Source organism: Paenibacillus cellulosilyticus, assembly GCF_003182255.1.
Taxonomy (GTDB): Bacteria; Bacillota; Bacilli; order Paenibacillales; family Paenibacillaceae; genus Paenibacillus_T; species Paenibacillus_T cellulosilyticus.
In genome coordinates, this window is sequence record NZ_QGTQ01000012.1 from 1 (window position 1) to 19,491 (window position 19,491).

At 51.6% G+C, this 19,491-nt stretch carries 14 protein-coding genes; 12 read left to right on the plus strand and 2 right to left on the minus strand.

All coding sequences use genetic code 11. The annotated features are described in order from the left end of the window. Positions 1-346: 346 nt before the first annotated feature. Positions 347-1,492, minus strand: coding sequence for an ATP-binding protein (locus DFQ01_RS15875; RefSeq protein WP_110044879.1), 1,146 nt, complete (start codon positions 1,490-1,492; stop codon positions 347-349). 316 nt (positions 1,493-1,808) lie between these two features. Here DFQ01_RS15875 and DFQ01_RS15880 point away from each other — a divergent pair, with 316 nt between their 5' ends. The 6 genes from DFQ01_RS15880 (at position 1,809) to DFQ01_RS15905 (ending at position 7,869) form a co-directional block, all read left to right on the plus strand. After that, the gene (locus DFQ01_RS15880; RefSeq protein WP_110044880.1) at positions 1,809-2,825 is read left to right on the plus strand and encodes an ABC transporter substrate-binding protein; all 1,017 of its coding nucleotides are present in this window, start codon (positions 1,809-1,811) and stop codon (positions 2,823-2,825) included. Positions 2,826-2,845: 20 nt separating this feature from the next. Continuing rightward, the gene (locus tag DFQ01_RS15885) at positions 2,846-3,679 is read left to right on the plus strand and encodes an ABC transporter ATP-binding protein (protein WP_110044881.1); all 834 of its coding nucleotides are present in this window, start codon (positions 2,846-2,848) and stop codon (positions 3,677-3,679) included. Beyond that, entirely contained in the window at positions 3,663-4,508 is an 846-nt protein-coding gene (locus tag DFQ01_RS15890) for an ABC transporter permease (RefSeq protein ID WP_110044882.1), read from the plus strand. Before DFQ01_RS15885 ends, DFQ01_RS15890 begins: the two co-directional genes overlap by 17 nt. 30 nt (positions 4,509-4,538) lie before the next feature. Continuing rightward, complete coding sequence (locus DFQ01_RS15895) at positions 4,539-5,498, plus strand: aromatic acid exporter family protein (RefSeq protein ID WP_110044883.1); 960 nt, start codon at positions 4,539-4,541, stop codon at positions 5,496-5,498. A gap of 197 nt (positions 5,499-5,695) precedes the next feature. Next, the gene (locus DFQ01_RS15900; RefSeq protein WP_110044884.1) at positions 5,696-6,259 is read left to right on the plus strand and encodes an outer spore coat protein CotE; all 564 of its coding nucleotides are present in this window, start codon (positions 5,696-5,698) and stop codon (positions 6,257-6,259) included. A gap of 110 nt (positions 6,260-6,369) precedes the next feature. Continuing rightward, positions 6,370-7,869 carry a putative amidoligase domain-containing protein gene (locus tag DFQ01_RS15905; RefSeq protein ID WP_110044885.1) on the plus strand — a complete coding sequence of 500 codons (1,500 nt, stop codon included), beginning with the start codon at positions 6,370-6,372 and terminating at the stop codon, positions 7,867-7,869. A 433-nt stretch (positions 7,870-8,302) separates the two neighbouring features. Here DFQ01_RS15905 and DFQ01_RS15910 read toward each other — a convergent pair whose 3' ends face one another. Next, complete coding sequence (locus DFQ01_RS15910) at positions 8,303-8,998, minus strand: PDDEXK family nuclease (protein ID WP_110044886.1); 696 nt, start codon at positions 8,996-8,998, stop codon at positions 8,303-8,305. Positions 8,999-9,496: 498 nt separating this feature from the next. On the opposite strand from DFQ01_RS15910, the gene mutS reads away from it, so the two are divergent. The 6 genes from mutS to DFQ01_RS15940 all read left to right on the plus strand — a co-directional run bounded on the left by mutS (position 9,497) and on the right by DFQ01_RS15940 (position 19,472). Then, positions 9,497-12,277 carry a DNA mismatch repair protein MutS gene (gene mutS, locus DFQ01_RS15915; RefSeq protein ID WP_110044887.1) on the plus strand — a complete coding sequence of 927 codons (2,781 nt, stop codon included), beginning with the start codon at positions 9,497-9,499 and terminating at the stop codon, positions 12,275-12,277. Positions 12,278-12,358: 81 nt separating this feature from the next. After that, the gene (gene mutL / locus DFQ01_RS15920; RefSeq protein WP_110044888.1) at positions 12,359-14,629 is read left to right on the plus strand and encodes a DNA mismatch repair endonuclease MutL; all 2,271 of its coding nucleotides are present in this window, start codon (positions 12,359-12,361) and stop codon (positions 14,627-14,629) included. Beyond that, positions 14,626-15,420, plus strand: coding sequence for a class I SAM-dependent methyltransferase (locus tag DFQ01_RS15925; protein ID WP_110044889.1), 795 nt, complete (start codon positions 14,626-14,628; stop codon positions 15,418-15,420). The genes mutL and DFQ01_RS15925 overlap by 4 nt, the downstream gene beginning before the upstream one ends. Next, the gene (gene miaA, locus DFQ01_RS15930) at positions 15,404-16,444 is read left to right on the plus strand and encodes a tRNA (adenosine(37)-N6)-dimethylallyltransferase MiaA (RefSeq protein WP_110044890.1); all 1,041 of its coding nucleotides are present in this window, start codon (positions 15,404-15,406) and stop codon (positions 16,442-16,444) included. The genes DFQ01_RS15925 and miaA overlap by 17 nt, the downstream gene beginning before the upstream one ends. After that, positions 16,437-16,676 carry an RNA chaperone Hfq gene (gene hfq / locus DFQ01_RS15935; protein ID WP_110044891.1) on the plus strand — a complete coding sequence of 80 codons (240 nt, stop codon included), beginning with the start codon at positions 16,437-16,439 and terminating at the stop codon, positions 16,674-16,676. The genes miaA and hfq overlap by 8 nt, the downstream gene beginning before the upstream one ends. Before the next feature lie 165 nt (positions 16,677-16,841). Beyond that, positions 16,842-19,472 carry a transglycosylase domain-containing protein gene (locus DFQ01_RS15940; protein ID WP_110044892.1) on the plus strand — a complete coding sequence of 877 codons (2,631 nt, stop codon included), beginning with the start codon at positions 16,842-16,844 and terminating at the stop codon, positions 19,470-19,472. Positions 19,473-19,491: the final 19 nt, after the last annotated feature.

The window sequence follows — 19,491 nt, forward strand, 5'->3', positions numbered from 1 at the left end:
ATGGTATATTGGATGTACAAAAGAAACAGCTCCTTTGGAATGGTTGGTGGTACTTCCATTTTACCAAAAGGCTGTTTCTTTTTGTTTGTCTAAAACCAAAATACTGCTAGCAGCGGAGCAGACGAATGATTCTGAAGAAGCGTCAGCGGTCGCCTTTGTCAACGGATTGCTGCCTAGTCACGATCTTACCCATTCAGAGCAATCCGGTGACAACAGCGATCGTAAGAACATTCGCTCTGCGCAGCTGCTCTTGCAGTTCATTGAAACACAAGGGGCCGTCCCAAAGTCTAATGACTTTTGGGACAGCCCCGTTTCGTTTGTGGAAAGAGAAACAGAGAAGCCTCTGCTATTGACCTACATTGACTTGAATCGTCAGCGTAGGATTCGCAGCCTGCAATGCAGCAGCATGTTGCGAAACAACGGCCGGATCGAATGTCGAGCGGAACAGCTCGGCGATAGGGCGGAAGGTGAGACTTGTTCCGGTTTCATCGGTCGTACCGATCGTTAGCAGTCCTGTCTGCGGAATCCCGTATCGATAGTCTTGACGGTACACACGATTTTCTCTGCGAATTTCAAGCGACAACAATTCGGAGAACGCATTAACGCTTGGAATGTCGATGCCTGATTCCGCTCCTGGTGCGGTGTGAGAAGCGCTTGGTCGAAGCCGATCTGCGCTCATATCCGTCATAACCGTCTGCGCGATCGATTTGCCAGAAGAGGCATACTCGCGAACGGGAATCCCGCGTCCATTGTCGGACACCGTGACAGTGCCATCCTTTTGAAGGAAGACGTCGATTCTGGAACAATAACCGGCTTTATGCTCCATTACTGCGTTTTCCATGACCGCATATAGCAATTGATGCGGGTCGTAGTTTTCTTCTGATTTATTGAAATATTGTGATGCTTCTGAGCGAAGCTCCGTCATCGCAAGGTAGTCGCTCGTATCCAGAAGATCAGATGCTGCAGCGAGCAGCAGCAGCAGTGGAAGCTTGCGGTGTGCAGGGACGAAATAAGCGCCGCCGCGTTCATCCTGCTGGAGCAGATCAGCGCCGGTTAATGCTTTGGTGTGATGATACAGCTGCCCGGTCGTACCCATTTGGAGAAGCTCGACGAGCTCAGGTCCGCTCATTGGCTTAGCCAGCACAGCTTTCATAATGTCGAGCCGCTGCTTATGACCAAGTGCCCCGATGATTTTGGCAGATTTGTCGGAATCAAGATCAAGCAGCTGACCGATGCTGCGGCGCTGAGGCGTCCACACAGTCGTTCCTTCGGTTGATGCGTAACGGCCGGCGTAGTGAAGTTCGCTTTCTTGGCTGTTGTGTTGCTGTTGAGAATGGGATAATTGCTCGACTGTATACGTGTGTGGAGCTGATCTGTTCTCTATCTGGGGCATGCTGCGTGAATCGTGCAGGCTTAACACAAGTTGTTTGAGCTCGCGAAGCTCATTGTGCAGCTGGTCTAGCTCCTGCTCGATATTGCGTGGTTGACTCATTTTTGAACACCTCATTTTATTGTAATACGTAATTACGTATTTACATAATAACATAGAGATCGTCACTTGTAAATTATAGCTAGGATCCTCGAATTACCAGCCGCTTCAATTTTCTAGCATCCACGCGAGAATTGTCCGCTATCCCGTTCAGCGTTATTAGGGGCTAAGAACGTTCAGTTTGTATTCTGATGTCAGCTATTCGAATTACAGTGACTTTTGTGATGATGAAGTGATCACCCGCCCGATGCACCTCCGCATCTGCCCATGCATAGGTTGGAGTACATTCTATTGCAACGAATTGGCGGAGGGATTTGGGATGAAGGTGAAATTTAGGAGAAGCTGGCTGTCCGCTGCGCTTGCCGTCGTCATGGCAGTGGCGCTGCTCGCAGCATGCGGCAAGTCGGATAGCAAGCTGACGAAGGTAACGATCGGCGAAGTCACGCGTTCGTTGTTCTATGCACCGGAGTATGTAGCGATTGCTAACGGTTATTTTGAAGATGAAGGCATCGACATTGAACTGACGACGACGCCTGGCGGCGACAAAACGATGACTGCGCTGCTGTCCGGTACGATTGATGTCGCACTCGTCGGATCGGAAACATCCATTTATGTGTATCAGCAAGGCTCGGATGATCCGGTCATTAACTTCGCACAGCTGACGCAGACAGACGGTACTTTCCTCGTCGCACGTAAGCAGATCGACAACTTCGACTGGCAATCGCTCAAAGGTGTAGACTTCCTTGGTCAAAGAAAAGGCGGCATGCCGCAAATGGCAGGCGAATTCACGCTTAAGAAGCATGGCATTGATCCACAAAAAGATCTGAACCTGATTCAGAACGTCGATTTCGCTAACATCCCAGCAGCATTCCTGTCGGGTACAGGCGAATATGTACAGCTGTTCGAGCCGCAAGCATCGATCGTTGAGCAACAGGGTAAAGGTTTCGTCGTTGCTTCGTTTGGTGTCGAGAGCGGCCACCTGCCGTACACGGTGTTCATGACGAAGTCCAGCTACATCAACAAGCATAAAGATGTTGTACAAAAGTTTACGAACGCCATTCATCGTGCGCAGTTGTGGGTAGCGGAGCATTCTGCTGAAGAAATTGCCGATGTTGTGCTGCCCTACTTCCAGAACACGGATCGTGCGATTGCGATCAGCTCGATCGACCGTTACAAACAGCAGGGCTCCTATGCGTCCGATCCAATCGTAGATGAGGCGGAATGGAACAATCTGCAAGATGTCATGACATCTGCTGGGGAACTGAAGGAACGTGCGCCGTACGATAAACTCGTAACGACGACGTTCGCAGATGAAGCAATTAAATCGGTGAAATAGGAAACGAGGGGGCGGCGGGGATGCCGGATCATGGCAAGCTTCGTCTTCACAACGTCACACATGTGTATGTGAATGACGGCGGCGCTTCACTCGCCGTCGATTCTTTCAACCTGACGGTCGGTCAGGGAGAATTCGTGAGTCTGGTTGGTCCGAGCGGCTGCGGCAAGACGACGGTATTGCATCTGATTGCCGGTCTGCTGCGGCCAACGCGAGGAGAAGTTACGATAGGGGGCGCAGCAGTGACGGGGCCAACTGCTTCTGTTGGTTATATGCTGCAGCAGGACTATCTCTTCCCTTGGCGCAATATCCAAGATAATGCGTCGATCGGGCTCGCGATTAATGGGAAGCTTACGCCAGATGCGAAGAGCCGTGTACGCGGACTGCTTCAAGAGCTTGAGCTGAGCGGAACGGAGTTGCGCTATCCACATGAGTTGTCTGGGGGCATGAGACAGCGGGTTGCGCTTGCCCGTACACTCGCAACGGAGCCGGACGTCATGCTGCTCGATGAGCCGTTCTCGGCGCTCGACATGCACATCAAGCTGCAGCTAGAAGATTTAGTGTGGGATACGATTCGCCGCCGAGGCCAAACGGCTGTCCTTGTGACGCATGATTTGGCCGAAGCAGCCGCAATGAGTGATCGCATTATTGTTCTTGGACGCAATCCAGGACGAATCCGGCTTACGTTGGATGTACCGGAAGAGCTTCGGCGCACATCGCCGATGGAAGCGCGGCGCCATCCTTCTTTTCAACCACTGTTCGAACAGCTGTGGGAAGAGATGGACGTAGAGGAAGCGGCGTCATCGTCTGTGGATGTTCGGAAGGAAAGGAACGGTCACCATGACGAGAAAGTCTAATGCATGGTCTCAAGAGACGAATTCGGAATGGCTGGCAGCGCTGTTTGTCAAACATAAATCCCGTTCAAGACGGCGGACAGTCGCGGTCATGCTTGTCAGAGCGGTTATCCTTGTGTTGTTTATTGGCTTGTGGGAAGTAGCAGGACGGAATAAATGGATCGATCCGCTGTTGTTCAGTTTCCCATCACGGATAGGCAACTTGCTGCTCGATATGATACGAGATGGTTCCATATGGCCGCACGTTGGTATGACGGTTGGGGAGACTGTAGTAGGCTTTGTACTCGGTACGTTGATTGGAACGCTCATTGCTGCGCTGCTTTGGTGGTTTCCTTTTGTCTCCCGTGTGCTGGATCCGTACCTTGTTGTATTGAATAGTATGCCGAAAGTCGCGCTAGGCCCGATTTTTATCGTGGCGCTAGGCCCTGGATTTACGTCGATCGTAGTAACGACGCTGTCGGTGACCGTCATTATTACGACGCTTAATATATATAACCAGTTTCGAGAGGTGGAGGAGGGGCTGGTGAAGGTCGTTCGGCTGTTTGGCGCTTCGCGTCTGCAGACGTTCTGGTACGTCATCATCCCTGCATCCTTCCCGGTTATCATCTCAACGCTCAAGGTCAATGTTGGTTTATCTTGGGTTGGCGTTATGGTTGGCGAGTTTCTCGTTGCAAAGCTAGGTCTCGGTTACCTCATTATCTACGGCTTCCAAGTGTTTAACTTTACGCTTGTGCTCGCAAGTCTTGTGATCATCGCAATCGTTGCTACGGTAATGTATCAGCTTGTTACGTTACTGGAGCGCAGGTTGACGGGCGGCAGGCGAGAGCGGTAGGATAGGAGGAAAATAGAGGGTGGAGTGGCAATGGGAATTCGTGTCGTGAAGACAGCGCTGGCCACATTGGCTGCGATTTATACAGCTGCATATTTAGGACTCAGCCCGCCTCTATCGGCGGGCATTCTTGCGATCTTAGGTGTTGAAGTGACCCGCATGCGCGGCGTGCAGATGCCGCTTGTGCGGTTCGTAGCTTCAGTCCTCGGCCTGTTCTTGGCTTCCATCTTATTTGAGACGCTAGGGTTTCATATTTGGGTAGTGGCATTGTTCATTATGCTGACGTTTCCCATATTGTCGCGTTTTCATCTGAAGGACGGTATCGTTACGTCGTCGGTAATCGTCTTTCATGTTTTTGGTAATGGAGAAGTAACAACGGATCTGATCGGCAACGAAATCATGCTCCTGATAACTGGCCTTGGCTGGGCGACGGTGATCAATCTCATCTATATGCCGACTGAAGAGAAGCGGCTGCTGCGATTGCGGTCTGATACGGAGCAGGCATTCGCAGGTATTTTCATCAATATGGCGAAGACGCTTCGAGAGCCTTCTCACCTATGGGACGGGCAGGAGCTGCTGGATGCGCATCAAGCAATCAGCATTGGAGCAACTCGCGCTACGGTCGGACGGGAGAACCGGTTCGGACGTGGGGAGCAGTACTGGGAAGTGTATTACCGTATGCGTAAGGATCAGCTGGATTCGATCCAGCATATGCTTGTCCTGCTTGCTTTCGTCTATGAAACGGTACCGCAAGGAGAGCATATCGCTGAAGTGCTTGAAGGGCTCGTGGATGACGTCAAGAGTGACGTATACGTAGGAGAGGCTGAGCGTCGCCTGACACGGCTGAGAGAGGATTTTCGTGCGATGGAGCTGCCGAAGACGCGCCAGGAGTTCGAGGTGCGCGCCTCGCTGCTAGAGCTGTGCCGTGAACTGGATCGATTTCTGATTACAGCGAAACAAATGAAGAAGAAACGTGAAGTACAACCTGCGTAATCATAGTCCATCAAGGCGGTGCATATAGTGTTACCAAGCAAGGCACGAGATTTCAATTAATCTCTAAATGCCAGCAGGTAATTGCTAGGCGCAGGTGCCGTGAAATTAAATGGGTGAAGTCACGCTCGTTTAATCAACAAAAGCCTATGTCCTGCATACACTTTAAGTGAATGATTGTATGGAGGAGGTTATAATCGATGGCACTTGCAGATAAACAGCTTCAATACAGAGAGATTATTACGAAAGCTGTCTGCGGCAAAGGTCGTAAGTTTTCCACCGTATCCCATACCGTGACTCCGCCTCATAACCCCACGAGCATACTCGGCGCGTGGATTATCAACCACCAATATGAAGCGGTTCGATCGGGCGACGGTATCGAGGTCATTGGTACTTACGATATTAACATCTGGTATTCTTACAGCAAAAACTCGCAAACTGAGGTTGCGAAAGAAACGGTCTCCTATGTTGAGAACATCCCGCTTTCTTATGTAGACCCGAAGCATCGTTCAACGACAGAGGAAGTGTCGGCAGATGCAACGCAAGAACCGAACTGCATCGAGGCGAATATTTCGTCGAGCGGTTCGAGCGTAATCATTCGGGTTGAACGCGAATTTGCCGTAGAGATGATCGCCGAGACGAAAGTTACGGTAGCCTGCATCCCAGGCAGCATCGACGATTACGGTAAAGATCTGGAGTATTCGCTCGGCGATGACGGCGACTTCGAAGATCTTGATCCGGATTTGCTCGATGATGAAGTGTAAGCTGTCTTCACGGGACAGTTTACATTAGGATATGCGCCGATTGCGGCGATTACGAGGGCGCCAGCCCTCTTTTTGTTTTTTGGGCAGCAAATAAGAAGGAGGCGCAGCCGATGACGACAGAGGAGCAGCGTTCAGCTTGTGTACGATTGTGGGATGAACGTGAGCATCCAATGGCGCCAATCCGACTGAATGCAAATGACGCGCTTATCGCCGTCAGTGGCTCGCCGCGGATACATCGTATGGTTGATGGAAGTGGGGATAGATCGAAGGGGGTAAGGGTGAGTAATGCACCCTGGATGCTGCTCGCTCCAGGCGCTGGTGACGCGCTGACGGATCAAGCCGCAATTACGCGCCGCTGGTCACGCGCAGGGCTTCTTCGACATGCTCCTTCATCCGGCCCGAGGGCAGCAGATAAGGATGTTATCGTTCATGAAGCGCTGCGAGATGGCTGGCGTGTGTATATGGTATCGGTGTTTCATCTCGAGGTCATTGCGATACAGCGCTGTCGATCGACTGATAAGGGGATTGCTGGTGTGGCAGCTGCGGATCAGACAGCTCCATTCCGTGATTTGACGGGACCTGAACTGGCGAAGCAGCTGGCATCGGATCCTTCACTTCGGCGAGTCGCTCGGGTTGCAGTTAGAGCATTATACTCGATTGGACTAGATCTTGGAGTTGGAATCATCGCGATCGATGGGGATGGAAGAACGGCTGCGCTTGCTATAAAGCAAGTTCCGATGTTCCGCGAAGACGATGAGTCGTCGCCGTGGTCAGCGGCGTTCGAGCGATTTCAGATGATGTATAGGGAGGCGATGACGGGCTGTGATTCCCGCCAACGTATTCTTATTGGTGCTGACCCTGAATTCATCCTCCTTAAACAAAATGGCCGTCTAGCATCCGCTGATCGCTATTTTGGCATTGGAGGCGGTGCAGGCGCAGATGCACTTCTTGTCGGCCAGCGACTTGTATATCCCGTCGGTGAGCTTCGCCCGGATCCCGCATCAACGCCGGATGAGTTAGCTGTAAATGTACGCCGACAGCTGATACGTGCAGATGCAAAGGCTGGTGAGCATTCGCTCCGCTGGGCCGCTGGTGCGATGCCGATCGGCGGTGTTGCGCTAGGCGGCCATATTCATCTCAGCGGTGTACCGCTAACGAGCCGGCTGCTTCGCCAGCTGGACCGTTATGTGGCGCTGCCTATTGCCATGATCGAGTCCGACAGCGGTAGACGGCCGCGTTACGGCATGATGGGCGACTTCCGACAGCAAGCTCATGGCGGGTTCGAGTACCGGACGCTGCCGAGCTGGCTCGTATCTCCTGCCGCTGCGAAGGCGGCATTCGCCCTCACGCTTCTATGCGCACATGATACATGGTCGCTCCCAACTCTGCCGCTGCTGCCGGAGAAGATAGAGGAGGCGTTCTATCAGGGCGACCGTCGTACACTAACGAAGCAGTTGGACAGCATCGCGGCAGAGCTTGCCGCAGCTCCATCATACGCAGCGTACGCGCATTGGATCGAGCCGTTGTTCGCCGCTGCCCGCCAAGGCACCGTCTGGGACGCCACTACCGACATTCGCCGCAAGTGGCGGGTGGGGCCGTATGCGAAGTGATGCAGAGTGCTAGCCAACGGGGGAGAGATCAGAAGGTACAATCTCAACCTATGGCACCACTGCAGTTGAGCTTGCCACAGTACCATCATACGCGTATTGAATCGAGCCATAGTTCGCCGCTGCAAGGGAATCAATAAGGTACATTTACAGTCTCTTGCGACCATCGCAGCAGATTAAGTGTTGTCTAACCATACTTATTTACTTGAAAACCTACTCGCGAATCATTTAAGTGCGGTGAAACTTCACTTAATCCCACAAAACCTACAAAATAGCTTCGTTAGAAGTGATCTAAGAGTGATATCACCACACTTAAAAGTTCTATACTCGTCAATCTTTACGAATAAGTGCGGTTTAACCACACTTACTCACCGTACAGCACTATTATAAATCGTCCATTAACATGCATCATCTCGTCCATTAACATGCATCATCGTCATAGCTTCAACAAACGAGCCGCTTGTAGACTAACAACATAATAGTGGATGCGCCGACCAGGGGATATGGGAGTCAGCAGCCCTTTCTGATGGAGCGAGCGGAACAAGGCTCCTGCGCTTTCTCGCCTAATATTGAATTCATTCGCGATGTCCATGGCACGTATCGGCGTATTGCGATACAAAGCGTAAGCAATGATTTGACGTTCTCGATTCGTTATCGATTCAATCTCTTGATTTTGACCATACCACTGTCCTAACATGCTCCGAACAAAACGTATACATCGCTCCGGTCGCTGCTCAATATCAGTCACCGAGAAGCGAATCAACTTCCAGCCATCAAGCACAAGGTGATTGTGCCGCATTAGATTGTCGCCGAACTGATATCGATCTATGTTCTTCAGATGAGGGCCATATCCGTCGATTTCAATTGCAATGCGATAGGGCGATCGAATATATGCCAAATCAATAAATCTTTCCTTGTCCCCGTCATCAGCGACAACAAATTCCGGATGCAAGTAATCGAGTGAGTGGACGATCGGCCACCACACTTGAGTGAGGAATAACTTCTCGCCATACCCATGCCCATTTGTTATTCGACGCAGCTGCTCCCCGGTTCGACCCTCTTGGTGCTTTTCCAACCACTTCATATACTCCTTCTCAAATGCCGCATCTGCCCCTAACGAAATGTCTATCATCCCCATAACACTCCTTCACAGACAACAAAAAAGCGCCCGCCACGGAATCGATCGAACGATTCCATGATCAGGCGCATGCTTTGCGTCACTGATTATGATAAGTCCATTATAAATGGATGGTAGTGAATATGTACAGACCGTCTATTCCTTGCGATTGAAAATAATTTAATTTATTTAAGTATTGTAAATCCGCTCTTAATCACAAGACACCAAGCCTACTCGACTGAGAGGGGTGGTAAAATCATACTTAAAGCAGCTATGCGGCCCCAATATGCCCAATGAGCGAAAATTAAGAGGTGTAATGCTACTCTTAAATGCCCGAAACACAGCCTCTGTCTCGATTAAGTGAGTTGTATCCACTCTTAAACATCTCATGCATCACGCTCCTATCAACGGATGGCGATTACACCTCAACCATTCTACCATGCGAACGACTTCCGTTTCGTGCTATAATGAAGGATAGTGTTCATATCCAACAAATCGTACGGAGGGGCATTCATGACACCGACTTATACCCCCATGATGATGCAATATCTCGCCATTAAGGAGCAGGCGAAGGATGCTTTCCTGCTGTTCCGCCTTGGCGATTTCTATGAAATGTTCTTCGAAGATGCAATCCTCGCTTCACGCGAGCTCGAAATAACGCTGACCGGCCGCGAAGCCGGCGGTCCTGAACGGATACCGATGTGTGGTGTGCCGTATCATTCCGCAGAGAATTACATTGCCCGTCTTATCGAAAAAGGCTACAAAGTCGCCATCTGCGAGCAGGTAGAAGACCCATCCGCAGCCAAAGGCGTTGTGCGCCGCGAGATCGTTCGCGTCGTTACGCCGGGTACGGTCATGGAGTCGAAGTCGCTTGCTGACAAAGCGAACAACTTCATCGTTGGCACCGCCTCCGTTGATGGTCGAATTGGCTTCGCTGCCTGCGACCTGTCGACAGGCGAGCTCTATATTACCTCATTCGCGGCTGCAGGTGGACTAGAAGCGCTGCTCGACGAAATCAATGTGTATCATCCCGCCGAGATTGTAGGCGATGAAGCATTGCTGGAACGGCTGAAACCGCACCAAGCTGCATGGGCGCGTCCCGTTGTTCTAACGCCTCGTGAGCCGATGTCGCAAGCTGGCGTAGTTGAGCAGTTTGGCGAGCAGTCGCTGCAAGGACTTACGGATGAGCGTCTGCGGACAATTGCGACACTCACTGGCTATTTGGCTGATACACAGAAACGTTCCTTCGGTCACGTACGGACGATTCGTCCTTATGAGCCGAATCAATATATGATTCTGGATCCATTCACACGCCGCAATCTCGAGCTGACGGAGACGGTGCGCGACCGCAGCAAGAAAGGCTCGCTCCTCTGGCTGCTTGATCGGACGATGACCTCGATGGGCGCTCGTTTGCTTCGTCGCTGGGTAGACAAGCCGCTGCTCAGTGTCGCTGCGATTGAAGAACGGTTATCTGCAGTGGCTGCGCTTCACCGTGACCTCATCATTCGCGACGATATGCGCCGAGAGCTATCCGAGATCTATGACCTGGAGCGGCTCGTCGGACGCGTTGCGTTCGGAAGCGCGAACGGCCGCGATCTGAACGCCCTGAAATCTTCGCTTCGTCGCGTTCCTGCGCTGGCAGATCTGTGTGCCAACTCTGGCGATGCAACACTGCAGTCGCTGTTTGCGGATATCGATGACTGCGCGGACTTGGCAGATACGATTGAAACGGTTGTTGTTGATGATCCGCCGGTTTCCGTTCGCGAAGGCGGACTCATTCGTGCAGGCTATGACGAATATTTAGATCGTCTGCGCGAAGCGAGCACCGACGGCAAGCGATGGCTGGCAGAGCTAGAGCGCTCCGAACGCGAAGCGACAGGCATCAAATCGCTGAAGATCGGCTACAACAAGGTGTTCGGCTACTATCTTGAAATATCGAAAGCGAACCTTTCAGGCCTGCCTGAAGGCCGTTACGAGCGGAAGCAGACGCTGGCGAATGCGGAACGTTTCGTTACGCCAGAGCTCAAAGAGAAGGAGCGACTCATCCTAGAAGCAGAAGAGAAGATGGTCGATCTCGAATACGAACGGTTCGCTGAGCTGCGCGAGCATCTGTCAGGTCAACTGCATCGTCTGCAAAAGCTTGCCGAGCGCATCGCATCGCTCGATGCGTTCCAATCGCTCGCAACTGTTAGTGCGGAGCGCCGCTTCGTTCGTCCTACCGTGACGGACAACTACGACCTCATCGTAGAAGATGGCCGTCATCCGGTCGTCGAAGCGCTGATGGATGGCGTTCCGTTCATTACGAACGGAACGAAGCTGGCGAAGGACAGTCAATCGATGCTGCTTATTACTGGTCCGAACATGGCTGGTAAGAGCACGTACATGCGGCAAGTCGCATTGCTTTGCGTCATGGCGCAGATCGGATGCTTCGTGCCTGCGAAGTCGGCTGTACTGCCGCTTGTTGATCGCATCTTTACCCGTATCGGAGCAGCCGATGACCTTGCGGGCGGACAAAGTACGTTCATGGTCGAAATGAAAGATATTCAAGTCATGACCGATAAAGCGACTGAAAGAAGCCTCGTTATTATTGACGAGCTGGGCCGAGGCACCTCCACGAACGAAGGGATGGCCATCGCGCAGGCGGTTATTGAATATGTGCATGATCGGATTGGCTGCAAAGCGCTCGTATCGACCCATTTTCACGAGTTGTCACACTTAGAAGATTCACTTCCGCTTCTATCGAACGCATGTATGGCGGTTCGCGAAGATGGGGATGACGTAACGTTCCTGCGGAAGCTCGTACCAGGTGCCGCTAGCTCCAGCTATGGCGTCTACTGTGCACAGCTAGCCGGATTGCCGGAAACGATTATTGGACGAGCTTATGCGCTGCTTGACGAAGAGGGTGCGACGGTCATTAAGAAGCCGTTAGTTCAAGCGGAACGAGTTACGCTTACAACGACCGATCCACAGCCTGTTCAAGCTGTGGATCGCGCTGCCGAGACGCAAGTTGGTTATGATGCAGTGCGATTGTCGCATGAAGCAGTAGCAGCATCCCATGTATTCGAAGCCGAGGAAACGAGTACAGCAGTATCCCGTGAAGTCGTTCAGCTGTCGATTTTCGGTGAGGAACCGGCTGCTGCATCCACGGACGCGATAAACGATCAGACTAAGAAGAAGCTGTCACCGAAGGCGGAACTAGTTGCCGACAAGCTGAGGAAGCTTGATGTGCTGAATATGACGCCGATGCAGGCGCTGCAATGGCTGAATGAGATGAAGATGAAACTGACGGACTAACCTTCTTGGTGCTAAAAACCTAACTTTTTGAACACGCACTTATAATCAAACGTCAAACAACAGTAGAGAGGAGCTGCAGCGATGGCAACCATACGTGTGCTGGATGAACAGCTGGCGAACCAGATCGCAGCGGGTGAAGTGGTTGAGCGCCCAGCCTCGGTCGTTAAAGAGCTAGTGGAGAATGCGGTTGATGCAGGTGCGACTACGATCGATCTGACGATTGAGGAGGGCGGCTTGAATTTGATCCGAGTCATTGACAATGGATCAGGCATTCAGCCCGATGAGGTAGAGACCGCATTCCAGCGTCATGCGACAAGTAAGCTGCTGTCCAGCGCGGATTTGTTCCGCATAGCCAGCCTTGGCTTCCGTGGCGAAGCGCTGCCGAGTATCGCGGCTGTAGCACGTGTCGAATGTATCTCTTCGCCCACTGCGGATGGATTAGGTTATCGTCTTGTTATAGAAGGCGGCACGATCAAACATCAAGGTCCGGTCAATTCGCAGCAGGGAACCGAGATGAGCGTACGCGACCTGTTTTATAACACGCCGGCGCGTTTAAAGTATATGAAGTCCATTCAGACGGAGCTGGGCCATATAAGCGATTATATGAACCGAATCGCATTGGCTCATCCTGGCATTGCCTTCACGCTGCGTCACAATGGCAATGAGCTGCTTCGTACCCCAGGCACTGGTGACCGCCTTCAGGTCATTGCGGCTGTCTATGGAACAAGTGCAGCAAAGGCGATGCTCCCGATCTCGGCTGAAACGCCGGATTATAATCTGAATGGCTACATTTCGAAGCCGGACCTGACGCGTGCCAATCGGAACGCGATAACGATTGTCGTCAATGGACGGTATATTCGCAGCTTCTTGGTCAATCAGGCGCTGCTGCAAGGCTATCACACGCTGCTGCCGATTAATCGCTACCCGCTCGTAGCGTTGGAAATTGGCATGCATCCTTCCTTGCTCGACGTTAACGTTCATCCATCCAAAATGGAGGTGCGGTTCAGCAAGGAGCCAGAGCTCAGAGCATTGATCGAACAGGCTGTTCGCAAGGTGCTTGGTCGTGACCGCTACATCCCAGAGCCTGCTGCTGATAAAGAAGAGCGATCGAAACCCGTCTATGTTCAGGAGCGTATAGCATTTCATCGCCCTGAGCCGGGTTTTCCAACCGCGCCTGCTGCTAGTCCGTCTAACAGTGGAATCGGATCAAGCAGTAACAACGGGAGCGGGTTGTTCGGTGGAAGGGCGTTCTCGGCGCCATCAACGAGCGGCCCTTTCGCTCGACCAAGCGGAGCCGGATCCGATCAAATACGTGGAGCATCTGGCCTAGCGAATACGTCACAACCGAATCAACGATCGGCTTTCTCTTCAACCAGTCGAGCTTCATCAGAAGGGTGGAGAAACAGCTCATCTCATTTGCCAGAACGGCGTGAACAAGTGCCTCATGATGCGACTGAGCGGTTATATGCGCCGGGAGCGAAAGCCGGTGACGCCATTCGCGAATCATCGGCTTCTGACGATGCAGACTTCTACGCGCCAGCACCAGTTGAACCTTCTGCAACGGAAGATTCATCAAATGTTGAATTGGTCGCCGGTGAAGGAGTAGATACTGTAGAAGCGCTAGCTGCCAGCGCTCGGCAGGCGGCTGCAGCCTCCACGGCTTTACAGCCGCAGGAAACGGTAAGTACAGCGATGCCTGATTATGCCGCTAACAGCACAGATGCTGCACCAGAAGCGCCGTTCGAACGCGACCCTGACACACCTCCTTTCCCGGAGCTATCGTGGATCGGACAGCTGCACGGCACTTATTTGATCGCGCAAAGCGAAGATGGCTTGTATATGATTGACCAGCATGCTGCGCACGAACGGATTAACTATGAGTATTACGTAGAGAAGTTCGGTCGCCCGCAGCAGGCGTCGCAGCCGCTGCTCATCCCAATAACGCTTGAGATGACGGCAGGCGACGCGGTCCAATTGCAAGACAAGCTGGAGCTGCTGCGCCAGGTAGGTCTAGATTTGGAGCCGTTCGGTGCAAAGACGTTTCTCGTTCGTTCGCATCCCGAATGGCTGCCAGTCGGCGATGAGCAGTCCATCATAGAAGAAATGATTGAGTGGGTCTTACAAGAGAAGCGCAACGTCGACATTCAGAAGCTTCGCGAGAAGTCGGCGATTATGTGCTCGTGTAAAGCATCGATCAAAGCGAACCAACGGCTGACCCGCGAGGAGAGCGAAGTGCTGTTAGCGCGTCTTGGTGCTTGCCGTCAGCCATACACATGTCCGCACGGTCGTCCGATCGTCGTGCATATTTCGACCTATCAATTGGAAAAAATGTTCAAACGGGTGATGTCATGATCGTAACAACAGCTGCGAAGCCTACTGAACAGACGATGGCAAAGGCAAAATCACTCGCCGAGGAACTGTCGGGGCAGTTTCAGCTGCGCCGAGGGAGGACGTTAAGTCAACTGATGACAGCAGGATCAGATGATCAACTGATCGTCGTGCTTGACAACGAGGTTCGCTACTATACAGGCTCCACATCGGAGCAACCGCTTTACTATCATCCAAGCATGGCGTTCGTAAGAGTAAAGCGTCTGCTGCGCGGTGAGCATGATCCGCTCATTGAACTATCAGGCTGCATGCCAGGTGATCGTGTTATCGATTGCACGGCTGGTCTAGCTGCAGACTCGCTTGTCTTCTCGGTCGCGGTTGGTCCAGAAGGCTCGGTGACATCGCTGGAGAGTGAGCCGGTGCTGCATGCCGTCGTACGCGAAGGGCTTAGCAGCTACAAATCAGGTCTGCCAGAAGTGGATGAAGCGATGCGCCGTATTAAGCTGGAACGTTCGAATCATACAGAATACTTGGCGAGCCTGCCAGACGACAGCGTAGACATTGTCTACTTCGATCCGATGTTCGAAGAGGCAATCGAGGAATCCAGTGCGATTGGGCCGCTACGCAGCCTCGCTAACCACGGCCGATTGTCAGACAGCGCGGTGCAAGAAGCTGTGCGCGTTGCGCGCAAATGTGTCATGCTGAAGGAGCAAAGGGGAAGCACGGAGTTTGAACGACTTGGCTTTACCCGATGCAAAACGAAGAAAACATCGAAAATTACGTACGGAGTGATCGCAGTTGACCGAGCAACATGAAGCTCTTCCAAGTACCTCTCTACACCGCAAGGAGCAAACCAAGCCGAAGCTGCTCGTTCTCATCGGACCGACAGCGGTCGGCAAGACACAGCTCAGCTTGGATATAGCGAAGGCCTACAATTGCGAGATCATTTCGGGTGATTCGATGCAAGTATATCGCGGCATGGATATCGGCACTGCCAAAATCATGCTTGAGGAACGACAAGGTATTGTCCATCACCTCATCGATATTCGAGAGCCTGAAGAGCCATACTCCTCAGCGGATTTTCAAGAGGAGTGCCGTCGGCTTATCGCCGATATTACGGCTCGCGGCAAGATTCCGTTTATCGTAGGCGGCACTGGACTTTATATCGAGTCGGTATGTTATGCTTATGAATTTGCCGAAAATGGCTCGGATCCTGAATTTCGGCTTGCGATGGAGCAGTTCGCTGATGAACATGGAGCTGAAGCGCTTCATGCTAAGCTGGTCGAGGTTGATCCTGCATCTGCCGAGAGACTGCATCCGAATGATCGGCGCCGCATCATTCGCGCGCTTGAGATTTTCCGTCTGACGGGTGAACGGATGTCGGAGCAGCTGAGCCGCCAGTCGAAGACTTCACCCTATGAGCTCTGCATAATTGGACTCGAGATGGATCGACAGCGCCTGTATGATCGAATCAATAGGCGGATCGACCTGATGATGGAGCAAGGGCTTGAGGAAGAAGCCAGAGGGATTCTTGCACGGGGGATACCTTCCGATGCCGTATCGTTGCAGGGGCTTGGCTACAAGGAGTTTATCCCGTATTTTGCAGGACAGTGTACTTTGGAAGAAGCAGTCGAGACGCTTAAGCGTGATACAAGACGATTCGCGAAGCGACAGCTATCTTGGTTCCGACACATGAAGGATATTGACTGGGTCGATGCCGAACTAAATTTATACAACAAAATGGCAGCAGTTCATGGTATAATAGCAGGAAAGTTCTTGCTCAGTCTTGAATATATTTCTAATCAATCTTTTTCGACGGGGGTAACGGCCAATGAATAAAACCATCAACATTCAAGATACTTTTCTAAACCAGCTGCGTAAGGACAGCATCCCGGTTACAGTTTACCTGACCAACGGCTTCCAAATTCGCGGCGTTATTAAAGCATTCGATAACTTCACGATCATAATTGATAGCGAAGGCCGCCAACAAATGGTATATAAGCACGCGATCTCGACGTTCACCCCGCAGCGTAACGTTTCTCTGATGCAAGATCATTCGAACGATCACTAAATCGACTGTTTGGACTATAGCAACTTTCAGCCGACCCGACGCGTTTAACTAAATAGCGGAATGATCAACCGACAACCCGCTCATTTGAGTGGGTTGTTCTTTTCATTTGCGGGTAAAGATAGATATAGAGATAATGTTTCACTGTATAGGAGGGAGTTCTTCCGTATGACGGATCAACGACGAACAAGACAGAAGGCACCAAGCAAGAAGGGTAAGAAGAAGCGGTTAACGCCGAAGAAAGTCATCATTATATTGTTCTTTACAGCTGCACTGGCTGTCGTATGCGGCATTATCGGTTACTTATTCATTATACTGAACGGCGAACGGATCCTAGCTGCGAATCAGGATAAACTCATACTTCCCGAGGCCTCGATTGTATACGATAAGGATAACAATGAGATCGCATCGCTGTACAAACCGAATGACGCGCGTGAGAACGTCGATCTGAGTGAAATTCCAGAGATGCTCCGCAACGCATTCATTGCGACAGAGGATCAGCGGTTCTACCAGCACTCTGGTATTGATTATTTCTCGCTGGGACGTGCTGTAGTAAAGGATATCGTCGCTAGAAGCAAAGTCGAAGGCGGCAGTACGATAACCCAGCAGCTGGCGAAAAATATTTTCTTAACGGCGGATAAAACGTTCTTCCGTAAAGCGACGGAAGCGTCCATTGCGATGGCGCTTGAGAACAACATGACCAAAGACGAAATTCTGGAGATGTACTTGAACCGTATACCTTTCGGTAAAGGCTTATCGGGCATCAAGCAGGCATCCGAATATTACTTTGGCGTCGAACCAAAGGACTTGAAGCTGTGGCAGATGGCTACTTTAGCCGGGATTCCGAAGGCGCCGACTCGGTTAAATCCAATTAACGATCCGGAAGCATCGCAGGCTCGCCGTCAGGTTGTATTGAAGCTCATGTACGATCAGGGATATATTACCGAAGCGCAGAAGAATGAAGCGGGCGCAGTAGAGTATGATGCTGCTACTATGATGAACGAAGCAGCTAACCCGCAGCTATACCCTGCATTTGTCGATTACGTGATTGAAGAAGCGGTCGAGGTAAGCGGCATTAGCGAAGATGAGCTGCGCGTCGGCGGTTACAAAATTTATACGACGCTCAATCCGACCGCACAACAGATTGTGGAGAAGGAATTCGCGGATGATGATAACTTCGAGCAAAGTGTTGATGATGTAAAAGTGCAGGGCTCGATGATTATAATGGATCATCGGAATGGCGAAATCCAAGCGATCGCAGGCGGACGCGATTATCAGAAGAAGACGTGGAACCGGGTTAACAAGGCAAGACAGCCGGGTTCATCATTTAAGCCAATTTCGTCATACGGACCGGCGCTTGAATCAGGCGACTTCACGACGAGCTCTACGCTTCGTGACGATAAGCAATGCTTCGGGAATTACTGCCCAACCGACTCTAACAGTGTCAAGTATGTCGGCGCTATTAGCATGAAGCAGGCCATTAAGGAATCGCGTAACTTGCCAGCTGTATGGCTGCTTAATCAGATTGGCGTGAGCAAAGGTGTCGAGTTCGCGAATCGTTTGGGCTTCGAGCTTACTAGCGACGATAATAACCTTGCGATTGCACTAGGTGGTTTGACGAATGGCGTATCGCCGCTTCAGATGGCAACGGCATACAGTGTGTTTGCAAACGACGGCAAGAGCGTCGATCCACATACGGTTACGCGCATCGATAACAGCAATGACGATCCGGTGTACACGTACCATGCGCCGAAGGCGAAGCAGCTCATCAAGAAGTCGACTGCTGAAGGATTGACGGAGATTATGCAAGGAGTTACTGAAACAGGCGGAACAGGTACGAAAGCTCGTCTTGACCGTCCAGTAGCGGGTAAGACAGGTACGACACAGCATGGTATTCAAGGTCTCAATTCAAGTGCAAACCGCGATGTTTGGTTTGTTGGTTACACGCCTGAATGGACAGCAGCCGTCTGGATGGGTTACGATAAGACAGACGAGAACCATTTACTGCATAAAAGCAGTGGTCAAGCAGCTGCTATGTTCGGTAAAGTAATGACAGCAGCTATGAAGAATGTGCCGCGCTCCAGCTTTACACAATCGACGCCACAACAAGAGCCGGAGAAAACGACAGAAGCACCGGCGCAAGTAACGGGGCTGAAGGCGGAATACGATCAAGCTGCGAAAGCTGTCACACTTAGCTGGAATACGGCTGCAGGTGAAGGATTGACGTACCGCGTCTATCGCAAGGAATCGAGCGAGGCAGAGTTCACGCTCTTGTTCGAACTTGCAGATGGAGGTGTCGAAGATTTGAGTGCTGCTCCTGGTTTATCTTACCAGTATTACGTAGCTGCATATAACGCTGAGGCTGACCTTGAAGGCACGCCATCAGCTGCAGTAGCGCTGGATGTACCGCCGGAGGAGCTGGAACCAACAGAACCCGTTGTACCACCATCAGATCAGCTGCCTGGTGAAGGAACAGATAATCAGGGCAATGAAGGTACTGATAATGGTGACAATGGCAATGGACCTGGCAGCAACAACGGCAATGGTAACGGAAATGGCAATGGCAATGGCAATGGCAATGGAAACGGATCAGACAACAGCACTTCAAATCAGAATGGCAATCCACCTACTGAAGGTTCAGGCAGTACGAGTACAGGTGACGGCTCTGCTCCAACCACAGGCGCAGGTACTGGAACAGGTGCAGGCGTCGAGAATGGAACATCTGAGCCGACATCCAGCGATGGCTCGAATGGAACGGTTGATCCGATCGTGCCTGATGTCGTAGTCCCGGCACCATAACGGCGTAAATGATGGCGGT